This window comes from Pseudomonas sp. S2_B07, from assembly GCF_054668435.1.
Genome location: NZ_CP162769.1, coordinates 99,645 through 120,420, shown reverse-complemented (window position 1 = coordinate 120,420; position 20,776 = coordinate 99,645). Strand labels below are relative to the sequence as shown.

Here is a 20,776-nt window from a genome sequence, read left to right as displayed (position 1 = left end):
TTAACTATTCGCCGCTTGCTTCATCCTGCGCGAGAAATATTTTCGAAATCTCTTTTTCGTAATAATCGCGCATATCTTTTATAGAAAAGTAGTCAGCAAGCGAAATAGTCTCATACAGTCCCAGCAAGGCTAGTATCGTAGCCCTAAGCTCAACGTTGTTATCGAACAGTTTTTGCGCCTGCTCTGGCTTTACGTGATCGCTGCCAGCCACTACCCAGTTACCAATATGATTCAACCCAGCAGTAGATCGATCAAGCTTTTTCTCAACCATTTGAATCCAGCGATCAATCAATTGCAATATCGCCAACCTTGCTCTTTCGATAGCATCAGCATTGGCTTGCTGCATCGTGTTATTTATTTGGATTTGCTGAGAGTCGAATGTGTCTCTTTGAAGCTGATGCATCCGCTCAAACTCAACACCCTGAGCATCTAATAGCTCTCGCTGAAGAAACACTGTCTTTAACACGGCAAGTAATGTAACAAACGAAACTAACGGACCAAAGACACCTCCAACATAACTCCCGAAATTTGACCAGTCGCTAGACTGTCCGGATAGCGAGCCGCCAAACTTATACCGATATATGTATATCGCTATGGCAAAAGCTATCAAAATAGAAGCGCACGAAAAAACCAAAAAATTGGTCAGTGCATTTGAAGATTTTTCTTTTTTAGAGTCCATACATCCCCTTCCTTTTCCAAATGATCGCACGAAGCCAAAAAGCGAGGTATCCCCATGCCCACAGAAAACAAACCGGCCGAGCCGCTGCCGGAAGTGATCCGTTACATCGTGAACCACAGCGACCGCAGCGAACGCATGGTTCTCGCTTCCGATTACGACGCCGCCCAGTCCGAACTGGCTGCGTTGCGGGAAGAGCTGGCAGAGCTTAAGGCCCTTGGCCCCCTCCCGGAACTCGGTGCCTACGGTGTCGAGCTTTCAACGCAGAAGTGGGAAAGCATTTACCAACACGCCTTTGAACTTGGCGGAACTAACGGCGGCGAATTCCTGCTCGATGAATCCGACATAAATGAGCTGATTTCCTTCTCCGTCGAACTGATGCGCCCACAACCCACCGAATCATGAGCAAGCGGGCGGAGTCATGAAATACCCGGCACATCCGGACAGCGCCTTAACCAGCTCGCCAACGAGGGCGAATAAGCCATGAGCAAGCCAACAATGAAAGAACTGGCCGAGGCTGTGAAGGCTCAGAACAAGCTGGCCACCGAAAACGTGCAGAGCCACACCCAGCAGGCCAAGTTTCACCAGGAGCAGGCCGAGTATTGGCAGCGTCAGGCAGATGCAGCCCGGACGCTGAGCTTTCGCCTGAGTACGGAAGCAATGAAAGAGGCAGACGCCGCCGAACAGCAGTAACTCCCTCCCCCTTCAAAGTCAGCCGCTATAGCGGCAACGGACAGGTATCGCAACTCATGAGCATCCAGTTTCTGTCCCACGAGGAGGTTTGCGAGCTCACCGGCGCGCGGACCAAGGCAGGTCAAATCCTCAATCTGAAAAAGAACGGCGTCAGACACACCATCAAGGTGAATGGCTGGCCAAGCGTGACGGCCATGGCCGTGACTGCGGTCGGTATGTTTGAAGCAGAAAAACCCGCATGGAAACCACGCAAGGCTAGCTGATATGGGACGAAGACCAAGTAAACCCGGCTCAATAGCCCGGCTACGAGAACGCAAGAAAGCAAGCGGCCGGGTTTTCTATTACTACGAGATGGGCGGCAAGGACCGCAAAGAAATCGCACTGGGTAGCGATTACGGCCTGGCGATCATGGAGTACGCCAAGCTAGAGCGCGACCGCACTGCGACAAACCTGGTCGCCAAGGTGATCACGTTTCGGTACGTGGCCGAGAAGTATATGCGCGACGTCGTGCCGTCGAAAAAACCCGCCACCCAGAAGGACAACATCCGCGAGTTGAAAAACCTGATGTCATTTTTCGACGATCCGCCGGCGCCCCTTGAGACAATCCAACCGCTACACGTTCGACAGTATCTGACCTGGCGCAAGGCCGCGCCTGTTCGGGCAAACCGCGAGAAGGCCTTGCTCAGTGCAATCTGGAACTTTGCGAGGGATGTTGGATACACAGCCTTGGCCAACCCATGTGCAGGGATCAAGGGCAACAAGGAGACTGGTCGGGACATCTACATTGAGGATGCATTGTTCAAGCGCGTGTACGAAAAAGCAGATGTTGGCCTTCGGGATGCGATGGACCTCGCTTATCTGACTGGCCAACGTGTAACCGATACCCGATTGCTCGACGAGCGGGATGTCCGCGACGGTCAAATTTGGGTGCTGCAGGGCAAGACGAATGCAAAACGTCGGATCGAAATAACTGGCGAACTGAAGGATTTGATTGATCGAATTATGTCCAGGAAGGCAGGACACAAGGTCCGCTCGACGCGGATGATCGTTACGGAGGATGGCACACCGATGTCGGTGGCGATGTTGCGGGGAAGGTTTGACTTGGCCAGAGAGGCAGCCGGTGTCGCGAAGTCCGAGTTTCAGATGCGTGATTTACGCGCTAAAGCTGGCACGGACAAAGCCGAATCAAGTGGGGATATCATGCAGGCGAGAGATCAACTTGGGCATACGACCGTCGTTATGACCGAGCAATACATCCGCAATCGGAAAGGTAAGAAAGTCTCGCCGACCAAGTGAATTGCGACCCAACTCTAATATTGCGACCCAGAAACGAACAAGGGCTTGCATCAGCTTTCGCCCGCAAACCCTTGATTTTAAATGGTGCCCGAAGCCGGAATCGAACCGGCACGCCCTTACGAGCGGGGGATTTTAAGTCCCATGCGTCTACCAGTTTCGCCATTCGGGCGGTAGCGCGGTGAAGCAGTCTGAAGGCTGACAAATGACGACCTGGCAGTTCTGACGCTTGTGCAACAGAGGGGGAAATATATACACCCCGCCCCGGTGAAGCAAGTTCGCAGTTGACCTTTTCAAGACAAAATCTTGCAGGGCTGCGGAAATAAAAAAGCTCCGTAAATCATAGATCTACGGAGCTTGTTTATAGTGGAGGCCGAGGTCGGAATCGAACCGGCGTAGGTGGATTTGCAATCCATCCACAAAACAAGCTATTTCAATAGGTTAGCAGCTTTACCGTTCCGCAAGCTACTGATTTTTAACGGCCTGCATCCCACGGCTTTCAAGAGGCCCGTTTTGGGTTGCGGAACGTATTTTTGTCGCTTTCCCTCCGACATCCATGGATGTGTTGCGCCTGGTCCAGCGTTCGCTTAGGACGTGAATGACGCCTGACATCCACGTGCAACGGGTATAACTAGAGACCCGGTGTGTGAATACCTAGGAGAAAACTTGTGGCGAGCGTTGGAGCTTCGGTGAGAAAGGCGATTGAAGACTGGACTAATGGAGATTATGAGTTTGCCATGCTCCATGCCTGCAACGCAGTAGACGGGACTGCAGGCAAATTACATCCCAACCTAGGCAGCAATGCCCGCTTCACGGGGCTACTGCGTGATAACTATGAGATATTCGGCCCTATGGGATTGCCTGGGGTTGATTTGGTAAATACCCGATGGCCGGTAACGGTCGAGCGCCCAAAAGCCTCAGGTGGCTTACCGGACATAGCGGACGTAATTTATGGAATTCATCGATGCTCCCATGGTCATGGTAATGAGCTCCCTGATGGATTCGAACTCTGGCCTGACGCCGCCGGACCAGATAGGCAAACAACTTTCAGCGTCGAAAGGGGCAAGCTACAGCTATCCGACCGAGTCATATTTGGACTTCTTGGCGTTGCCGTTTTTTCTCCGGCCAATATTGGCCAAAAGGTTCCAGACGGGTACTACCTGAAATTTGCCAGCATCGTTTTACCGATAAATGATTGGTGGGGTCGCGGGTCGGATTTTCTTAAGCTCGCAGCAATGGAACCAATGCCCTCTCTCACAATAGATTTCAAACACTGGCGATAGTATTTTGGGCACACTCACACGCCAATTGTGCTGGAGTATTGCAGTCACTAAGCCCCAACCCCATGTGTTTATTGAGGCTCGGCGCATATCGCCACTGCATGCACAAACGCATGATTGGCATCGAATGGCATGGATTGGCGTACGGTTTGCCCCATTTTTGCCCCATCGTCAGCTACGCAGCCCTAGTTCACGGTCACGCCAGAGCGGAGGTAGATACATGAACGAAAAAATTGCGGAGTTGATTGGCGATAATGCCTTTGAGCTAGACCTTTACGAAGCGGCCGCGCGAAACCTCACGGACGAAGAAAACAAACTTCGATTCAACAACTTCGCTTACGCCGTACGAGAACTAAGTCGTCATATTCTTCACCGCCTCGCCCCGGACAGCGAGGTTTTGCAGTGCGGTTGGTACAAAAACGTCACTAACCGTGCTGACGGAATTTCCCGTGTCCAACGTGCAATCTACGCCACGCAAGGTGGCCTATTAGATGATTACGTGCGGAACACACTTCACCTCGATCCAACTGCTGCGCATAAAGCGCTACAGACTGCGATTGACGGACTAAGTCGCTACACCCACATAGAACTGGACGTATTTGATCTAGCGCCAGAAGAAGTTGAGAGGCTTGCCCAAGAAACGACTGAGGCAATCGCCGGTTTGGCCGATGCAATAAAGGCCTGTCGAAACAACGTCATAGATGGGCTGGAGGATGCAATTCAGGAAGGAGCAATTCAGGAGGTTGTTGGAGACTCTCTTCCCTCCGTGGACGAATTGGCGACTCATTTCTCTCTTGAGGACGTCTATGTCGATTCCTCAGTTATCACCGACATAACCCACGACACCATCCACTTTCTAGTTACGGGTTCAATCTCCGTAATCCTACAGTGGGGATCGAATTCCGACGTGCGAAACGGTGATGGGGCGGAGCTGGCACAGGACTTCAACTTCACCTGCTTACTAACCTGCCCAACGGCCGCACCCGAGCCTGGGGAGCTTGAATTTGTTGAGGACTCTGTCATGGTCGACACTGGCGCTTGGCGCGATGATCCTAGAGATGAAGAGTGGGACGATATCGCCCAATCTGCCGGCCGCTGATGACGTCTGATTGCCCCTATAAGCTCGTTAATGGGCATCCGAGGACAACACTCCGCTCCAGCTCCCAAGCTGATAACGAGGGTTCGATTCCCTTCACCCGCGCCACTATTTTCAAGGCCTCCAACCTCCTCCGCTACTCCAAGGTGTCTGTCAAGGTGTCTGTTTCTGGTTTTCACAGAATCCGAACGATCTCAAACAGACACCAACGCTTCAACAACACCAAAAAGCAACAACAAGATGAAATCCCCCGTAGCCACTGGCCGAAACCGTGCCACTAAGGGTTTTCCCGATACCCTAAGTCCCCCGCACCTACGCCATTTGCGCCTTGAACGAGGCCGTTTAATCCTGCACCATCCGCCCCAGCTTATCCAAAGGACGGAATTCAAGGCATGCTGGACGCTAACGCAACCCATATTTCCCTCACGCTGGAAGGCGTTTCCGCCGACCTGCAAGTCCTCAGTTTCGTCGGCCGTGAAGCCATCAACCAGCCGTTCTGTTTCGACATCGAACTGGTCAGCGCCCGCCCAGACCTGAAACTCGAAGACATCCTGCACAAACCCGGTTGCCTGACCTTCGGCGCAACCGGCAAAGGCCTCATCCACGGTCTGGTCTATCGCATCGAGCAAGGCGACTCGGGTAAGAAGCTGACCCGCTACAGCATCAGCCTGTGCCCGCAACTGGCCTACCTGCGCCACAACCACGACCAGCAAATCTTCCAACAGTTAAGCGTGCCGAAGATCATCGCGCAGGTCCTGGAAGCGCGCGGCATCCTCGCTGACGCCTACAGCTTCCAGCTAGGCGCGGTTTACCCGGACCGCGACTACTGCGTGCAGTACAACGAATCCGACCTGCATTTCATCCAGCGCCTCTGCGAAGAAGAAGGCATTCACTTCCACTTCCAGCACAGTGCCAGCGGCCACAAACTGGTGTTCGGCGACGATCAGACCGTGTTCCGCAAACTCTCGCCCGTGGCCTACCAGCAAGACTCCGGCATGGCCGCCGAGAAACCGGTGATCAAGCGCTTTAACCTGCGCCTGGAAACCCGCACCAGCCGCGTCAGCCGCCGCGACTACGACTTCGAGAAGCCACGCATCCTGCCCGAAGGTACCGCCAAGAGCGGAGTCGCCCCGGACCTCGAAGATTACGACTACCCCGGCCGCTTCCTATCCCGCGAGCGCGGCAAGCAACTGGCGACCCGCGCGCTGGAACGTCATCGCAGCGATTACAAACTCGCCGAAGGCAACGGTGACGAGCCGACGTTGGTCAGCGGCCACTTCCTGGCCCTCAACGAACACCCGCGCGCCGAGTGGAACGACCTCTGGCTGCTGCTGGAGGTCATCCACGAAGGCAAACAACCGCAAGTGCTCGGCGAGAACATCAGCAGCGACGTCACCCACAACAAAGACGATTTCCACCAGGGCTACCGCAACCGCTTCCTCGCCACGCCGTGGGACGCCCACTACCGCCCTGCCCTCGAACACCCGAAACCGCAAGTCCTCGGCAGCCAGACCGCCATCGTCACCGGCCCGCCGGGCGAAGAAATCCATTGCGACGAATACGGTCGCGTCAAAGTGCAATTCTTCTGGGACCGCGACGGCCAGGCCAACGACAAAACCAGCTGCTGGCTGCGCGTCGCCACTGGCTGGGCCGGCAGAGCCTACGGCGGCATCGCCATCCCGCGCGTCGGCATGGAAGTGCTGGTGACTTTCCTTGAGGGGGACGCCGACCAGCCGCTGGTCACCGGCTGCTTGTTTCACAAAGAAAACGTCGTCCCCTACGACCTGCCGGCGAACAAGACCCGCAGCACCTTTAAGACCCTCAGTTCACCGGGCGGCCAGGGCTACAACGAGTTTCGCATCGAAGACAAAAAAGGCGCGGAACAGATCTACCTGCATGCCCAGCGCGACTGGGATGAAAACATCGAACACGACCAGAAAATCCGCATCGGCAATGAGCGGCACGACACGGTCGAGGGCAATGTCTTCAGCGAGTTCAAGGTTGAAGAACACCGCATCACCCATCTGGACCGCAAGACAGAAGCGCGGGCCGATGATCACCTGACGGCGACGACCCAGCATGTGAAGGTCGGCACGGCGCAGTTTGTCGAGGCGGGTGAAGAGATACACTATCACGCAGGGGTAAAAGTTGTGGTTGAAGGCGGGATGGAGCTCACGGCCAAGGCTGGCGGGAGTTTCGTCAAGGTGGATGCGGGAGGCGTGACGATCAGTGGGGCTGATGTGAAGGTCAACTCGGGGGGAGCTCCGACCCAAGGCTCCGAAAATGCAGCATTACTGCCTGTCATTCCGTTACCCGTGGATATGGCCAAAGCCGGCCACCTTTTGGAGCGCGGGTTTTCGCAGCCTGCCCCGGATGTCATCCACAAGCTGAGTGCGGTCGTGAGTCCGTTACCAGGAATGCCTGGGTATATCGATGAGCCCTATACGCTGTTCGCCGATGGCGCCGTGATCCAGGAAGGGCTCACCGGCGCGGATGGGGTGATCAGGTTCAAGCATGTGCCCGGTACTCAAACGTACGCAATCGAATTGGTGAATGGTCATCGCTTCGAGATTGAACCCAAGGAAGACAGCAGCGAATCCGCTTCCCAGGATCATCATTTAGCGCGTCAGGGCTATCGCGACTATCACGCAACGCTAGATCAGCTCGAACCACTGGATTCGGCGGATGAATACCGTGCCTTAACGTTGAGCCCGGCAAGCAAGCCGAAAAGCCTTTGATTGCAGGGAGCAATAGAATGACCACTGACTACACCAAACAAGTAATTCAACTCACGCCCACTGAGCATAAGTCCGCGAACCTGACCATGGACTGGTACGCAAAAAAAGCACTCTATCCTCCGCGTGCGGGCATGCACATCACGCCATTAATCAACGGTCAGCGGGCATTTGGCGCAGTCTACGATGCCATCCTCGCAGCCCAAAAAACCATCGACATCATCAGTTGGGGATTTGACCCGGCGATGCGTTTCAAACCCGACGGGGATCGGATCGGAGAGTTGCTGGACGTTCGGGGCCGACACGGCATCAAGACGCGGATCCTGATCTGGAAAAACCCGGTGGCCAACTTTGCTGAAAACACCATCATCGGTGATGGGCTCATGGGGTCGGGAGGCACGGCAATGGGATCGGGCACTACCCGAGGGAGTGCAGCCTCCAATAGCGATCTCAAGCATCGCCAGGCTCTGGAATCTCAACGCACGTATTATCAGCATGAATTGGACAAGTTACGTTTAGCTAAAGTGCAGGCGAATCAACAACGCGTGGATGGGGGCGGGTTTACCTCCCTGCCTCCCAATCCTGCGCGAGAACGTGAGTTGCAAGCCATGCTGGCTGACATCGAATCCCAACTCAACAGCACGGGTGGTTACAACAAACTCAAGGGATCAGGTGCGCCCAAGTACTCCCCGCGTGATGAGGAATACACTAGGGAATGGTTTAACCGCCTGCACGATGGGCGAATGCAGAATGTCGAGTTTCGCACACGAGATTTCTCCACAGAAACTCCGCTCAATGCAATCATACGCGGGCCTCAAATGGCCAAAGAAAAGGGACGCCTAGCAACTCTCTATCGACTGATTAAAGGGGAAGCTCCGGACGTCAACTTTGCGCACATGATGTTGTTGACGCTTTTTGCGAGCCACCACCAGAAAATGGTTATGGTCGACTACGAGGACACCCCTAACGCCGTGGGTTTCGTCATGGGTCACAACATGCATCGTAACTACTGGGATACCAGCGCTCACCTTTACGACGATTACGCGGCGCAGCGAAGCCCCGGTTTCGGTCCTTGGCAAGATCTCTCCATGAGAGTGCAGGGCCCGGTACTACACGACCTTAACAACAATTTTTGCACTGCGTGGGATCGAGAAACTTCTTGGATCACAAAATGGTTTGAGGATGGCCTGCTTGAGCAACGCCAGGCGATCAAACCGAACCACTTTAAAGACGCCGGTACAGTCACCGCACAGATTTGTCGTACACAACCACAAGAAGGGGCAGAAACCTCGATTCTGGAGCTGTACCACAATGCTTTAGGTAATGTGCGTAACTTTGCTTATTTTGAAAATCAGTATTTCCGGTATCCGCCCTTCGCCAAACAGTTGCGGGAGTTAGCTGCCGCTTACCTTGCCAAGGGTCGAGACCAGGACCTATACCTGTTCGTGGTTACTAATAATCCGAACGACAAAAGTTTTTCCAGTACCACCTATGCCACCCTGCAAGAGCTAGGGCAGGAGCAGTTGATGCCGCAGGCCCAGCGCGACTTGGTAGATGAGATGCTGCAAAAACGCAGCCGTTTGGCCTATCTGAAAGCGAACCTGAGTAACAATCCCGGCGTTGAGAGGAATCAGCTTAGACAAATCGAATGGCTGAAGGGCGATATCACAAAATTGGAACAAATGGGCGTGACCCCCGAATCGGAACAACGTCTTGGGGGACTCAAGCCAGAAGACATTCCTGAACTCGGCAAGCCGAAAACCGATGACGTGGAGGAACCCAAACCTTACACCCTCAAAGATATTCCCGGCCTCAAGATCGTCCTTGCCACGCTCACCGCGTGTACTCCAGAACCTGGAAACAAGCTATCCGAAGGACAGCAGGCATTTTTTCGTGACATCTATGTGCATTCAAAACTTTTGATAGTGGATGATGTTTTCAGTTTACTCAGTTCCGCCAATATCAACACACGCAGTATGCACACCGACTCCGAGTTGGGGCTGGCGGCACCGGATCCCGATCTGGCCTTGCAATGGCGCGACGAGCTATGGAAGTTACATGCGGGCAAGTCAATCAATAAAGATCGCTGGCAATGTGACGCCGCTGAAAATTTTAAACGATGGAATGCAGTAATGAACGAGAACTGGAAAAACAAAAATAAAAATGAACCATTGATCTCTCATCTGACCCGTTTCTGGGATGTGGAGACGCCTTATGCTAACGCCCTTGATTAAAGGCATTTCTTTTGGTGTCTTCATTTTTTCAGTTTTGTTGAACGGAGTTCCGGCCATGGCCTATCCAACCTTTACCTGCGCCTATGAAAAAGACCATAACCCGCCGCTGGATGTCGAAGCAGAAAGCTGGTTCCAACAGGCTCGCGCTATGGAGAAGGCACGAGGGGTTAAAGACTGGCGTGCCATCGTCGAACTTTACGAAAAAGCCATTGGCAAAGACCATTGGAAGGCGATGCATAACCTGGCGGGACTTTATCGCACTGGCTGGCCAGGACAGCCTGGCGTTGAGCAAAATACCGACAAGATGCTCGACCTCTACGAGCGCATGGTCAAGCTTAAAGTCCCGCTGGGTTATTACAACTGGGCCGTGGTGGTTGAGAATGGACAAGGGGTGTTGAAATCGGATCGCATGGCCAGTTCTTATATGTTCCAGGCCGCTCAATTGGGTAGCCCATTGGCACAGGTTCAAATCGGCCAATATTTCGCTTTTGCATTGCCTAGGGACAAGCAAGATGATGACATGGCGGAGCTTTATTATCGTTGCGCGGGAGCGCAGGGCAACCCCGATGCCGTAGAGGAAACTGCAAGTTTTTACAAGATAGCTAAAAAGAACAATCCTCGATCCTTGTTTTATTATCAGCGAGCCGCATCACTGGGCAGCCCCACTGGATTAAGTAACTTACAAGGCGCGTTCGATTCGCAACCTGACCCATTATATAATTTTGGTTATAGTCCGGATCAAAAACTTTATACATTATATTCTGATCTATGGGTGCAGGTTCGTGACAACCCAACTCTTCGCTTCCCTAATCTTATGAACGACCACCCACTTCCACCTCACCCTGAGCAAGGTTATGACGCGGAGCACCCAGAAAGCAGACCGGAAATCTGAGTGACGAAGTTAAATCCAACCGCGACGATTTAATTTAGTGCGTCGCGGTAGAAAAAGCCCTACCCAAAAGCGCTGCAATGGCTTTTTGAGCCATGCTAGTCAACAAGATACAATAGCTAAAGGACCTGCACGATGCGTAAATTCTTGGGAGTATTGGCGGCTGTGCTTTTTGCCATTTCGATATTCAGTGCCTTGCTGTGGATGGGCGGTGTTGCAGGCAGCGTGACCGGAGGTGGGGGGAGTACCGACGATTTTGACTTTCTCGTTACCGCGGCGAAGATTTTGTTTATCTTGAGCCTAATACTCGCAGCGGTGGCTTTTGGCTGGCCGAAAGCATCAAAATTATAGAACGATCAATTTTAATCTCAAGAACAGGGCTAATCAAGCAAACTTTCACCCTTCTTTACTGGGCAGAATTTTTTATATGTAAGTTGGCGGTATTTTCCCGGGCAAAACAATAACAACCTTCTTTTAAATGGCCCCGCAGCAGACAGCGCTTTTTGTTGTTAGCGAACTGTACTGCCACAAGAACGATCAGCGAAAGATCTGGACATGGTTAGCCAGGAAGTACAATTGTCACTATCTAAAACAGCCCTCCCAATGCATCGGGCTTCCAATTCATGATCACCAGTTCTCCACTCAACTCTACCTTTCCTTGACGCTGATTAGTATTGCAGTAGCGGATATCCAGCGTTTCGAAGTGGAAGCCTTCGAACACCCGGCGGATATCCGGATGATCGTTAATGCTGACCATCACCTTACCTTTGCAACGGCGCATGAAGTCGGCCATCCGCTCGTAGTTCTCGAACGGAAAGTCAACGCCATAGCCGGCGGTCTGCCAGTAAGGCGGGTCCATGTAATGAAAGGTGTGGGAACGGTCGTAGCGCTCGGCGCACTCAAGCCAGGGTAGAAGTTCGACGTAGGTACCGGACAGGCGCTGCCAGGCGGCCGAAAGGTTTTCCTCGATCCGCAACAGGTTGATGGCCGGGCCGGTGGTCGCCGTACCGAACGTCTGCCCGGTCACCTTGCCAGCGAAGGCATGGTGCTGCAGGTAAAAGAATCGGGCGGCGCGCTGAATGTCAGTAAGGGTTTCGGGGCGGGTCATCTTCTGCCACTCGAACACTTGGCGCGAGCTGAGTGCCCATTTGAACTGGCGCACAAACTCCTCCAGGTGGTTCTGCACGACGCGGTACAACGTCACCAAGTCGCCGTTGATGTCGTTGAGGACTTCAACCGGCGCGGCTTGGGGTCGCATGAAGTAGAGCGCGGCACCGCCGGCAAAGACTTCAACGTAGCATTCGTGTGGAGGAAAAAGCGGGATGAGGCGATCGGCGAGACGGCGTTTGCCGCCCATCCAAGGGATGATGGGTGTAGACATAGGAAGCAAGACCTTTGCTGTATGGATAAACAGGTGCTAGGCTCGCCGCGCTTCGTGCACGGAGTAAGAGCCTTGGCTGGACTTGCAGGGACAATCTGCAGGGACGGCGGTCGGGTTGGATGTTGACGCATCCAACTCGGCCGCTCTTTTTTACTTCGGTGTTGAGACTTCTTTGGCGTAGGCCTGGCAGGCCGCCAAGGCGATCAGTCCTTGGTCGCCGGCATCGGTGATGCCGATAAGTCGTTGAGCATGCGTCGGGTCAAGTTGGGCTCTTGTGGGGCCATGAACCACGCCGCCGGTTGAGGCGGTGGCTGACACTGCGCAGCCACGGGTTGATTCGGTGGCGTCGAGTAGGACTGACAAGCGCACATCAGCAGTGGCAAGGCGGTCGCGCAGGCGACCTTGATCACGTTGGGCATCGCTTAACACTCGGTAATGGGTTTGCTCACTGGCGGAAAGCCGCTGCTCGAGCGCCAGGCGCTCGTCCTGTTCGGCACGTTGTTGCGCGACCGAGACCAGCATCAGTTGGTTGAGGGTATCGGTGTGCAGCCTGGACTGTTCCGCCAGTTGCTGGCCGTAGTGCCAGCCCTGCACCTGCCAGGTCAACGCGGCAGATCCACCGGCCACGGCGACCAGCAGCCCACCAAAGGCGAACAGTCGATACGGCGCGGGGATCAGGTCGACAAGACGCATAGCACCGCCCTCGCCCGCTCCCACAGCTGCAGTCGATCTGCCAGGCCATTGAGGCCACCATTGATTTTGCGCGTAATCGCTTCGAACTCATCCCGATCGGCCAGGGCGTTCAGCTCGCGCCCCCACCAAAACCACGCGGCGGACTCGGCTGCCCATTGCGGCAGCTCCAGCAGTTCAGGGGTACGCAGGAGACGCTCATCCCCAAACAGGGCCAGACTGCAGCGCAGGTAATTACTGTGGCCGGTGATCTGGATCAGACCGCGACCGCGATAGCGCTGGCCATCGCCGTCGAGCTCCGGCGTATTACCCAGCTTCGCCGCCAGATTGCCGGTGTCGTACTTGCTCAGGTACTGCTCGCCGCCCAGTTCGCGGACGTACTGCAGTTGCCCTGACTCGTGCCCCACCTGGGCGAGAAACGCAGCTTGGCGTTTAGGCGTATGGATTTGCCGGTGCACCATCGCCGCATTGAGGGCGGATACAAAAACGCCCGCTTGGCGGCGGGCGTTGGGCATGATGCGTTGCAGCTGTTGCTCCGTGATGGACATACAAACTCCGGGCATAAAAAAACCGCACGTAGCGGCCGGGATGCGCAGTTGCGCGGTTACAGGGTCACGACCTTGAGCGGCTTCGCGACTTTCTTCGGTTTCTTGCCCTTGGCTTTCGCCTTGCCATGCTTGCCGCCATTGCACTCGACGGTGGTCGACCAGCCCGCCTGGGTGTAAACCTGCTCGACAGAGTCGGTCAGGTATTCCCCATCCAGGCCGACCTTGAAGCCCAGGGCAATGATCGGGCGTTCGGCAAACAGGTCCGTGCGCCCAGGCATATCAAAACGTACGCCGGCGCTCGATCGGTTGAACGCTGCCAAGCGCGCCTTGGCAGCGGACTCGGCGGCGGTTTTGTTGTGATAGATATGCCGGTCGGTATGCACCGAGGGTAGCCCGCTCGGCAGGTCGTCATTCTCCAGCGACACGACCACCAGCTTTCCAGTGTTCTTGTCCAGGTGCTTTGCCCCCACTGACTTGTGCGTGTTGCGATCGCCCAGGTTGAACTGCCATCGACTCACGTCACTGCGCGTCAGGGTGATCGCACCGAAGGTTTTTCCGCTGGCCGTCTGGCCGCCTTGACGCGGCATCACCAACAACTTGCCATCGGCGACCTTGGCCGTGCAGTCGTATTGCTTCGCCAGGCGCGTGATGAAATTGAAGTCGGATTCTCCGAGCTGGTCGGCTCGGGCCACCCTGGTCAACACCGAACACCCCGCCGCCCAGCCGTTACGCGCGGCGATGTCGCCGACGATCTTCGACAGCGGCACGTCTTCCCAGCTCCCACTCCGCACGGTCTTGCCGCTGCCGCGCATGTCGCTGGCCTTACCCTTGATCACGATCGTATCCGGCGGGCCGGACACCGTGACCTCATCGACCACGTAACGACCCAAGCGGGCCAAGCCTGTCTCGGCATAGCCGAGGTAGACCTCAATCCCGACCCCGCGCCGGGGCAGCGTCACTAATCCATCACGGTCATCAATGCGCAACTCGAACGTGTCCGAATCCATACCCGGTTTGTCGGTGGTGCTGAGCTGAATCAGCCGATCGTTGATCAAACCGGTGATATCGGCGCCATCGGCCACGATGCGAAATTGAGGAGTCATCGATTTTTTCCCAAAAAAACCCGCGCAAGGCGGGCAAGAAAGTAAGGATTTGAAGCGATGAACGACTCCAGTGTAGTCCATCAATCCCACAGTGTGACCTGCTCCTGCGCGGGCGCCGCCAGATCCGGCAGCACGATCACCACGCCGGCGCGGTAGGGCTGGGGCTCATCAGCCAACCCCTGATTGACATCAAGGACCGCCTCCACGCTGCCGTTGAGGTGGCCATAGAAGTTATGGCAGATGGTGTCCAGCAGATCCCCGTCAGACGTTCTGCATGTCGTCGCCATAGCGCACAAACTCCAGAGTGAACCCTTGTTTACGGGGGATGCCGCCCTGCATCAGCGAGCTTTGTTCTTCCTCGAGGCTCTTCAGGCACCAGGTACCCAAGGCATCGCCGTAGCCCGTGGTCAGGGTCAGCGGCTTGAGCTGGGCACCGATCGCGCGCAACGTGTCGAGCTGCTTCAGCCCCCCCTTGAACCCGGGAAAGATCGCACCTTTGAGTGTGATCTTTTCGTCGCCCATGCCGACGCCTTGCTGCGCTGGGCGACGCGATAAGCGCTCCTGGGACGCCCAGCGGAATTCGGTCGAACGACGTAACTCATCAAACGCGGCCGTGTCGAGGTTGAAGAAATAGGGCTGGGCCTTGGGGTCTTCCGGCTGGATGATCAGCAGGTGCGGGAACGGCTTCACCGCCTCCGGCGCCGGTGTCTGATCCGAGGCGAAAGCCCCCGTGGGCACGATGTTGGCCAGCGACGGGCTGACGTTACCGGCAATCTTGTTGATCGCCGTCGCCGCCTTGCTCGCCTGTTCCTTCAGCACACCCATTCGCTCATCAATTTGCGACACCGCCCGGGTGGCCGTGCCGTACATGGCCACCACCTGCCCGACCTTCGCCTGAGCCGCACTCACCCCGCGCATGGTGCGCTGAAGCTTGGCGCCGACTGCCGGCCCCACAAAGGGCAAGCCCTCCAGCTCGAACGCCGCACCGGTGATTTCGCCAATCGCACCATTCACGGGGCCCAACATGCCGTCGAGACTGCGCCGCCCGGTTTCCCCGGCCGAGGCCAGGTATTTGAGCCCCGACTGTAACTGCTGCAATGCAGTCTTTTCCTGATCAGACATACGCCCTCCTGTTTAAACGTGTGGCGCGTCATAGAGCTGATTGCTGCCCACCTGCTTGGCCATGTCGCGATAGTACTGATCGAGCTGCGGCTTGATCTGCGCAAAAAGCTGATTGCCATCCTTCACGTCACCGTTGACCGTCAGCGAAAACGGCGCCTGAATGTCCACCTTCGATTCGATCTTGGGCGCCTCTTTCGCCGCCATTGGTTTCAGCAATGTCCCTGCCGTCGCTTCCGCGATGGCCGGTGGCAACATCATCGCCTTCGCCGCCTCACCTGGTTGTGGGGCGGGGTCTTCCAAGCCGGACTTAATGACCCTGGGTCGACGCAGCTCCGAGCCTGGGAAACGCACCTTGTTGGCAAAGTGCGGCAACAACATAGCGTCTTTCGAGTTGAGGTCACGCGGGTCATACGACACCGGTGGCTGCATCGAGGCGAGCGCTTCGGGTGCCGTCGTGATCGGTGCCGGCGTACTACCCATGCCGGCGTTCGCCATCATCAGCGGCCCCGTCACCGGCGGCGCGAACGACTGGGCAATGTTGCCCAGCACCGGCGGAATGTCTTTGCCGGCATTGGCCATCATCAGCGGGCCGGCGGCCGGCATCCGCTTTAACTCGTCGGGCGTACCAAACGCCGCTTTACCGAGTGCACCGCCGAGGGCGTCACCGCCCTGGCTGCCGAGATACCCACCAATCAAACCACCGACGAAGGTGCCAATCACCGGCAGCACCGCCGTGCCAATCGCCGCACCGGCCGCCGCACCCACCAGCGTGCCCGCCAGCCCGCCGGCTGCCGCTCCATACCCCTCGGCTTTTTCGTCCTGGGTCACCGCGTTGTCATAGGTGTCCTTGGCCTTGAGGCCGGCCTCAACCACCGCGAAAATCGCCGGACCTTTCACGCCCGTGGCCACGGTCCGCCCGGCACCGCTGACCGCACGCCCGACCGAACTGGCGGCGCTGGCCGTACTGGCCACTTTGGCGGTACTCGACACTGCCTTTGCCGCGTTGGACGCCGTCGAGGTTGCGCTGGCCAGCTTGCCGCCTTTACCCCCTCGACCACCACGCCGCCCTTTCTTGCCGCGTTTGCCGTTGTCGTCCAGATCGCCCGCATCCAGACCACCACCGCCGCTACTGCCACCCACTACAATGACTTTTTGCGGGATGTTTGGATTGCCCATCAGCGAGCCACGCCCGATGTTCAGCAACCCCTTGGCGATCTTGAAGGTACTCATGGCGCTCTGAAAGGCGATCACCGCCGCGACGGCCGCGCCGATCCCGGTCACGACTTTGGGTGATTCGTCCGACAACTTACTCAGCCCCTGGGTGACGTAGGTCAGCCCCTCCGCCACTGTGTCCGTTACTGGACGGAATGCGTCGCCGATCGCACGCATCGCCTCATCCATGCCCTGCGCCATTTCCGACCACTTCTGCGCCGACGACTGTCGGCGCTCCTCCAGGTTCTTGTCCAAGATCCCGGTGGCACTGGCCGATTCTTTTTTCAGATTGGCGTACATCTCCTTGTTTTGCATGAACGCCGTCAGCGCGCCCTTCACCTGCATATCGGCGAACAGGTCACCGGTGCGCAAAGCTTGTTCCAGGGACGCGATCATGGCCTTGGCTTTTTCCGGATCCGCCTCCTGGCTGATCTTGGCCGTGGCCTCGGCCATGGCGGCGGCCTTTTTCGGATCGGTCGCCGCGATGTATTTTTGGGCCAGCTCAAAGCTGGATTCCAAGGTGGACTTACCGTTCTGCAGGCCGGTGTTCATCGACGCCTGGTAGTCGATCCCGGCCTTTTTGTAAGCCGTGACCGTGTCACCCGAGCCGATCTTGTCCATCCAGTTTTTCAGGTTGTTGGCCGCCTCGTCCGAGCCGCCGGCGGTCTTCATTTGCACCTGCAGCATGGAGCCCAGTTGCGTGACCGAATCCATCCCGGTGATACCCAGCTTGCCCATGCCAGCCAGCAATTCCGGGAACCAGCGCGCCATGTCGGCTGCTTCGAAACTACCCGCCTGCCCCTGATACGCGATCGCATCCAAGGCCTTTTGCATCATGGCCGGGTCGGTGATCTTGGCGTTTTGCCCCAGGGCATTGATCATGCGCGCCGTTTCACCACCGTCGGAGCCCTGCCCCACCGAAAACTTGGCGGCGGTCGGTGCGTATTGCAGTGCCTTGTCCAGCTCCATGCCGGCACCCACCAGGGCGTTGACTACCTCGGCCACCTGATTGCGCGCCATGCCGGTGTCGCGCGACGTGTCGATAATATTCTTCGACATCTGCGCTTCTTCGGGCTTGTTGGCAATGTTCGACTTGATCGCAATGTCACGAATGATCGCGCCATAGTCCGCACTAACCTTGGTCGGAATCACCATCGCCGCAGTGGCGGCCGCCGCTTGACCGACACTGCTTTTCAGTTGCTGTTTGCCTTGGTCGAGTTGCTGGTGACCTTTGGCTTTAAGCTCGGCCTTGTTCGCCGCCTGTCCCATGGCAGTGTACGCCTTGGCCAGATTTCGCACTTCAACACCCTGCTTCTTCAACGTGCTGATATTGGACTCAAGCTGTTTCAGTAGTGCCCCGGCCCCTTTTTCACCGGCTGCATGCGCCTTGCGCCATTCATCGCGCAGACGCATGGTGTCGCCAATGCTCTTTTCTAGCACCCGGGCTTTTTTACCTTCGGCCTCCAGCCGCTGGATGCGACCGGTGACGTCCTTGAACGCGGCTCCCACCGAGGAGCTGACCGCTCCGCCGATGACCAGGCCGAGCGCGACTTTGTTCGCCATGTGCGTACCCTATCGGTCGAGTAGTACAACGGCGGCTCAATCCGTGAGCCACCAGACCATCTGGTTAAACGGCATGGCCGTAATCTCGGCCGCAGAGAATCCGGTCTCCCGGGCCAAGCGTCGGGCCGCCAGATTCAGCGTGCCGGCATTAAACGTCGTCCTCGCCGACCAGGCGAAAATAGCCCGCCTGCAAACGCAGGTAGTCGACGTATTTGAGCGACAACAGCTCGGCTTCGGTGGCGGTCAACAAGCTGCAAAACAGGTTCATTTCCATCTTTTCATAGTCGCCATTGGCGGCCGCCTTGGCCGCGTTGACGTCGCGCAAGCACGGCGCACGCATCTTCAACTTGTCAGTGACGACGCCGCTGAAATTGGCGTTGTGCCGCAACGTGACGGTGACGCCCTCGTCGTCGATTTTCAGGAAGGCCGGAATGGCTTTTTCTTGGGTTGCTTGTGTCATGTGCTGAAGTCCTTAAAGGCCGATGGCCGAGCGTTCTGCTGCCAGTTGGTCGACACCGTCGATCACCTGAATCATGTTGACCGGGTCGATTTCGTACATCACGCGACCGTCAATTTCGAGCTTGTAATAAACGAGCTTGATCGCGTGCTTGATTTCCGCCTTGTCGCCTGGTTTCCAGTCGCCCATGTCGACCTCTTTGATGCCGCCGCGCATCGTGACCACGACCGGCGTGACCGCCCCTTTCAAGCCCCGATACGCGGCACGAAAGACGATGTTGCAAGCGGTCTGATCGGCCAGCCCGAAATACTTCAGCGATTCGCGACGCACGCCGTTGGTGGTAAACGCCGCCTCGAGCTTTTCCAGTCCCATGGCCATCTCGATCGGGGCAGACATGCCACCACCCTGATAGTCATCGGTCTTTTGCGTCAGCTTGGGCAGTGACAGGGTCGGCACGTCGCCGGCGAAACTCACGCCGTCGACAAACGCGGCGCAGTTGGAGAGAACTTGAGGAATCATTGAGCGGCCCCCTTAGGCGGTTTCAAGAACTTCGGTCAGCCATTCGTTGGTGACTTCAATGAGGAAATTCGGGTTTTCGGCCGGCGGCACGTCGGTGAAGCGGATACGCCAGTAAATTTTGCCCTGCTCGATTTGGCTGGCCGTGTTCATCTCCTTGTCTGCGTAGACCTCGAAGTTGATCACCGCGCCGGCGTTCTTCTGGTCGCGCATGAACGCCTGAAGGCCCTCGGTCACGTCCGCCACGTAGGTCTTGGTGATCGAGCGGTCGACCGCCCATTTGTGCCCAGCCTGGATCGCGTCCATCAAGATGTCGCAAGTTCGGACGCGAGTGACGAACGACCATTTCGCATCGCTGGACAGCGTGCGGTTGCCCCACAAGCGATAACCACCGTCCCGCAGAATCGTCGAGATGTTCGCGTTGTTCAGCAGGTTGGCCCGGCAGGTTTCGTCGCCGTCCAGGTACTCGATTGGGCGCGTGGTACCGGTGATGCCGACAAACTCTTTGTTCGACGGCGACGCCCAGTAACCATAGTTCGCATCGGTCCAGGCAAAGAGCCCAGCGACCCAGGCCGAGGCCGGTGCATCGACGGTCGCGCTGGTGTCCGTGTCCCAAAACTTAACGCCGGGGTCGACCAGGTACAGACGTTTGCTGCCGAATTCTAGGGCGTACGCCATGGCCGCTTCATCGGTGGTGTTCGGGCCGTCGATGATGGCGATCGCACGCAACTTGCCAGCCAGTGCATCCATGGCAGTGGCCACTGCTTGGGTCGACGAATGCCCCGGGGCGATTAGCAGCTTGGGCTGGGCGTTGTGTTTGCTCTTGCCGTCCAACAGTGCTTGCAGGCCGGTACGCTGGCCCGAGGCCAGAACGCCGCCGATGATGGCGGACGTTTGCAGTGCAGCGTCTTCGAGTTTAGGAACGCCGATCGCAACGATCACCGCTTTGGCCCGCACGTAAATTGCTGCTGCCGCCTTGGCCATGGCCGAGTCCGCGCCAAACGCGGCAATGGCTTCGCGCTCGGACGTGAGCAAGACCAGTTCGCCAGCCTTGGCAGTGCCGCCGCCGAGCAAGCCCGGGGTGTAGGTGTCGCACAAACCAATGATCGACGACGACGGCAGCGAGATGGTGCGCGCGCCGGTGTCGATCAGCGTGGTGGTGACGCCGTGAAAAAAGCCACTCATATGGGTCAATCTCCAGAAACGAAAAAGCCCCGCATACACGAGGCTGTCAGGGTGGGTCGTGTTACGTGCAACGGAAAAGAAAACGCCCCGTCAGTGCGGGGCG

21 protein-coding genes and 1 tRNA gene are annotated in these 20,776 nt (G+C 56.7%); 10 read left to right on the top strand and 12 right to left on the bottom strand.

The window, feature by feature from the left end; genetic code table 11:
• Positions 1-4: 4 nt before the first annotated feature.
• Positions 5-679: a hypothetical protein gene (locus AB4N43_RS00590; RefSeq protein WP_460152789.1), complete on the bottom strand. Its 675-nt coding sequence runs from the start codon at positions 677-679 to the stop codon at positions 5-7.
• A gap of 54 nt (positions 680-733) precedes the next feature.
• Between AB4N43_RS00590 and AB4N43_RS00585 the strand changes: the two genes are divergently transcribed.
• The 4 genes from AB4N43_RS00585 to AB4N43_RS00570 all read left to right on the top strand — a co-directional run bounded on the left by AB4N43_RS00585 (position 734) and on the right by AB4N43_RS00570 (position 2,665).
• Positions 734-1,081: a hypothetical protein gene (locus AB4N43_RS00585; RefSeq protein ID WP_460152788.1), complete on the top strand. Its 348-nt coding sequence runs from the start codon at positions 734-736 to the stop codon at positions 1,079-1,081.
• Positions 1,082-1,159: 78 nt separating this feature from the next.
• On the top strand, positions 1,160-1,369 hold the full coding sequence (locus AB4N43_RS00580; protein WP_460152786.1) for a hypothetical protein: 210 nt from the start codon (positions 1,160-1,162) through the stop codon (positions 1,367-1,369).
• Between the two features lie 56 nt (positions 1,370-1,425).
• Positions 1,426-1,632, top strand: a complete 207-nt coding sequence (locus AB4N43_RS00575; RefSeq protein ID WP_460152785.1) for a DUF4224 domain-containing protein — start codon at positions 1,426-1,428, stop codon at positions 1,630-1,632.
• Position 1,633: 1 nt separating this feature from the next.
• Positions 1,634-2,665 carry a tyrosine-type recombinase/integrase gene (locus AB4N43_RS00570; protein ID WP_460152784.1) on the top strand — a complete coding sequence of 344 codons (1,032 nt, stop codon included), beginning with the start codon at positions 1,634-1,636 and terminating at the stop codon, positions 2,663-2,665.
• A gap of 82 nt (positions 2,666-2,747) precedes the next feature.
• On the opposite strand, the gene AB4N43_RS00565 is transcribed toward AB4N43_RS00570, so the two are convergent.
• Positions 2,748-2,834, bottom strand: a tRNA-Leu gene (locus AB4N43_RS00565).
• Positions 2,835-3,330: 496 nt separating this feature from the next.
• Here AB4N43_RS00565 and AB4N43_RS00560 point away from each other — a divergent pair.
• The 6 genes from AB4N43_RS00560 to AB4N43_RS00535 all read left to right on the top strand — a co-directional run bounded on the left by AB4N43_RS00560 (position 3,331) and on the right by AB4N43_RS00535 (position 11,247).
• Complete coding sequence (locus tag AB4N43_RS00560) at positions 3,331-3,945, top strand: hypothetical protein (protein WP_460152782.1); 615 nt, start codon at positions 3,331-3,333, stop codon at positions 3,943-3,945.
• A gap of 217 nt (positions 3,946-4,162) precedes the next feature.
• Positions 4,163-5,041: a pPIWI-associating nuclease domain-containing protein gene (locus AB4N43_RS00555; protein ID WP_460152781.1), complete on the top strand. Its 879-nt coding sequence runs from the start codon at positions 4,163-4,165 to the stop codon at positions 5,039-5,041.
• 389 nt (positions 5,042-5,430) lie between these two features.
• Positions 5,431-7,776 (top strand): type VI secretion system Vgr family protein, encoded by a 2,346-nt coding sequence (locus tag AB4N43_RS00550; protein WP_460152780.1) that lies wholly within the window; start codon positions 5,431-5,433, stop codon positions 7,774-7,776.
• Between the two features lie 17 nt (positions 7,777-7,793).
• Positions 7,794-10,007 carry a hypothetical protein gene (locus tag AB4N43_RS00545; RefSeq protein ID WP_460152778.1) on the top strand — a complete coding sequence of 738 codons (2,214 nt, stop codon included), beginning with the start codon at positions 7,794-7,796 and terminating at the stop codon, positions 10,005-10,007.
• Complete coding sequence (locus AB4N43_RS00540; RefSeq protein WP_460152776.1) at positions 9,988-10,899, top strand: tetratricopeptide repeat protein; 912 nt, start codon at positions 9,988-9,990, stop codon at positions 10,897-10,899. Before AB4N43_RS00545 ends, AB4N43_RS00540 begins: the two co-directional genes overlap by 20 nt.
• A gap of 132 nt (positions 10,900-11,031) precedes the next feature.
• Positions 11,032-11,247, top strand: a complete 216-nt coding sequence (locus AB4N43_RS00535) for a hypothetical protein (protein ID WP_460152774.1) — start codon at positions 11,032-11,034, stop codon at positions 11,245-11,247.
• A 235-nt stretch (positions 11,248-11,482) separates the two neighbouring features.
• Here the strand turns inward: AB4N43_RS00535 and AB4N43_RS00530 are convergent, their stop codons facing one another.
• From AB4N43_RS00530 to AB4N43_RS00485, 10 genes are all read right to left on the bottom strand, one after another.
• Positions 11,483-12,277 carry a DNA adenine methylase gene (locus tag AB4N43_RS00530; RefSeq protein WP_460152772.1) on the bottom strand — a complete coding sequence of 265 codons (795 nt, stop codon included), beginning with the start codon at positions 12,275-12,277 and terminating at the stop codon, positions 11,483-11,485.
• A gap of 150 nt (positions 12,278-12,427) precedes the next feature.
• The gene (locus AB4N43_RS00525; RefSeq protein WP_460152771.1) at positions 12,428-12,970 is read right to left on the bottom strand and encodes a lysis protein; all 543 of its coding nucleotides are present in this window, start codon (positions 12,968-12,970) and stop codon (positions 12,428-12,430) included.
• The gene (locus AB4N43_RS00520; RefSeq protein WP_460152770.1) at positions 12,952-13,515 is read right to left on the bottom strand and encodes a glycoside hydrolase family 19 protein; all 564 of its coding nucleotides are present in this window, start codon (positions 13,513-13,515) and stop codon (positions 12,952-12,954) included. The genes AB4N43_RS00525 and AB4N43_RS00520 overlap by 19 nt, the downstream gene beginning before the upstream one ends.
• Positions 13,516-13,571: 56 nt before the next feature.
• Positions 13,572-14,618 (bottom strand): phage late control D family protein, encoded by a 1,047-nt coding sequence (locus tag AB4N43_RS00515; RefSeq protein WP_460152769.1) that lies wholly within the window; start codon positions 14,616-14,618, stop codon positions 13,572-13,574.
• 80 nt (positions 14,619-14,698) lie between these two features.
• The gene (locus AB4N43_RS00510; RefSeq protein WP_460152767.1) at positions 14,699-14,905 is read right to left on the bottom strand and encodes a tail protein X; all 207 of its coding nucleotides are present in this window, start codon (positions 14,903-14,905) and stop codon (positions 14,699-14,701) included.
• Complete coding sequence (locus AB4N43_RS00505) at positions 14,880-15,740, bottom strand: phage tail protein (RefSeq protein ID WP_460152765.1); 861 nt, start codon at positions 15,738-15,740, stop codon at positions 14,880-14,882. Before AB4N43_RS00505 ends, AB4N43_RS00510 begins: the two co-directional genes overlap by 26 nt.
• A 12-nt stretch (positions 15,741-15,752) precedes the next feature.
• Complete coding sequence (locus AB4N43_RS00500; RefSeq protein WP_460152764.1) at positions 15,753-18,515, bottom strand: phage tail tape measure protein; 2,763 nt, start codon at positions 18,513-18,515, stop codon at positions 15,753-15,755.
• Between the two features lie 148 nt (positions 18,516-18,663).
• The gene (locus AB4N43_RS00495) at positions 18,664-18,975 is read right to left on the bottom strand and encodes a phage tail assembly protein (RefSeq protein ID WP_460152762.1); all 312 of its coding nucleotides are present in this window, start codon (positions 18,973-18,975) and stop codon (positions 18,664-18,666) included.
• A 12-nt stretch (positions 18,976-18,987) separates the two neighbouring features.
• Positions 18,988-19,491 (bottom strand): phage major tail tube protein, encoded by a 504-nt coding sequence (locus tag AB4N43_RS00490; RefSeq protein WP_460152761.1) that lies wholly within the window; start codon positions 19,489-19,491, stop codon positions 18,988-18,990.
• 12 nt (positions 19,492-19,503) lie between these two features.
• Positions 19,504-20,673, bottom strand: coding sequence for a phage tail sheath subtilisin-like domain-containing protein (locus AB4N43_RS00485; protein WP_460152760.1), 1,170 nt, complete (start codon positions 20,671-20,673; stop codon positions 19,504-19,506).
• Positions 20,674-20,776 lie beyond the last annotated feature (103 nt).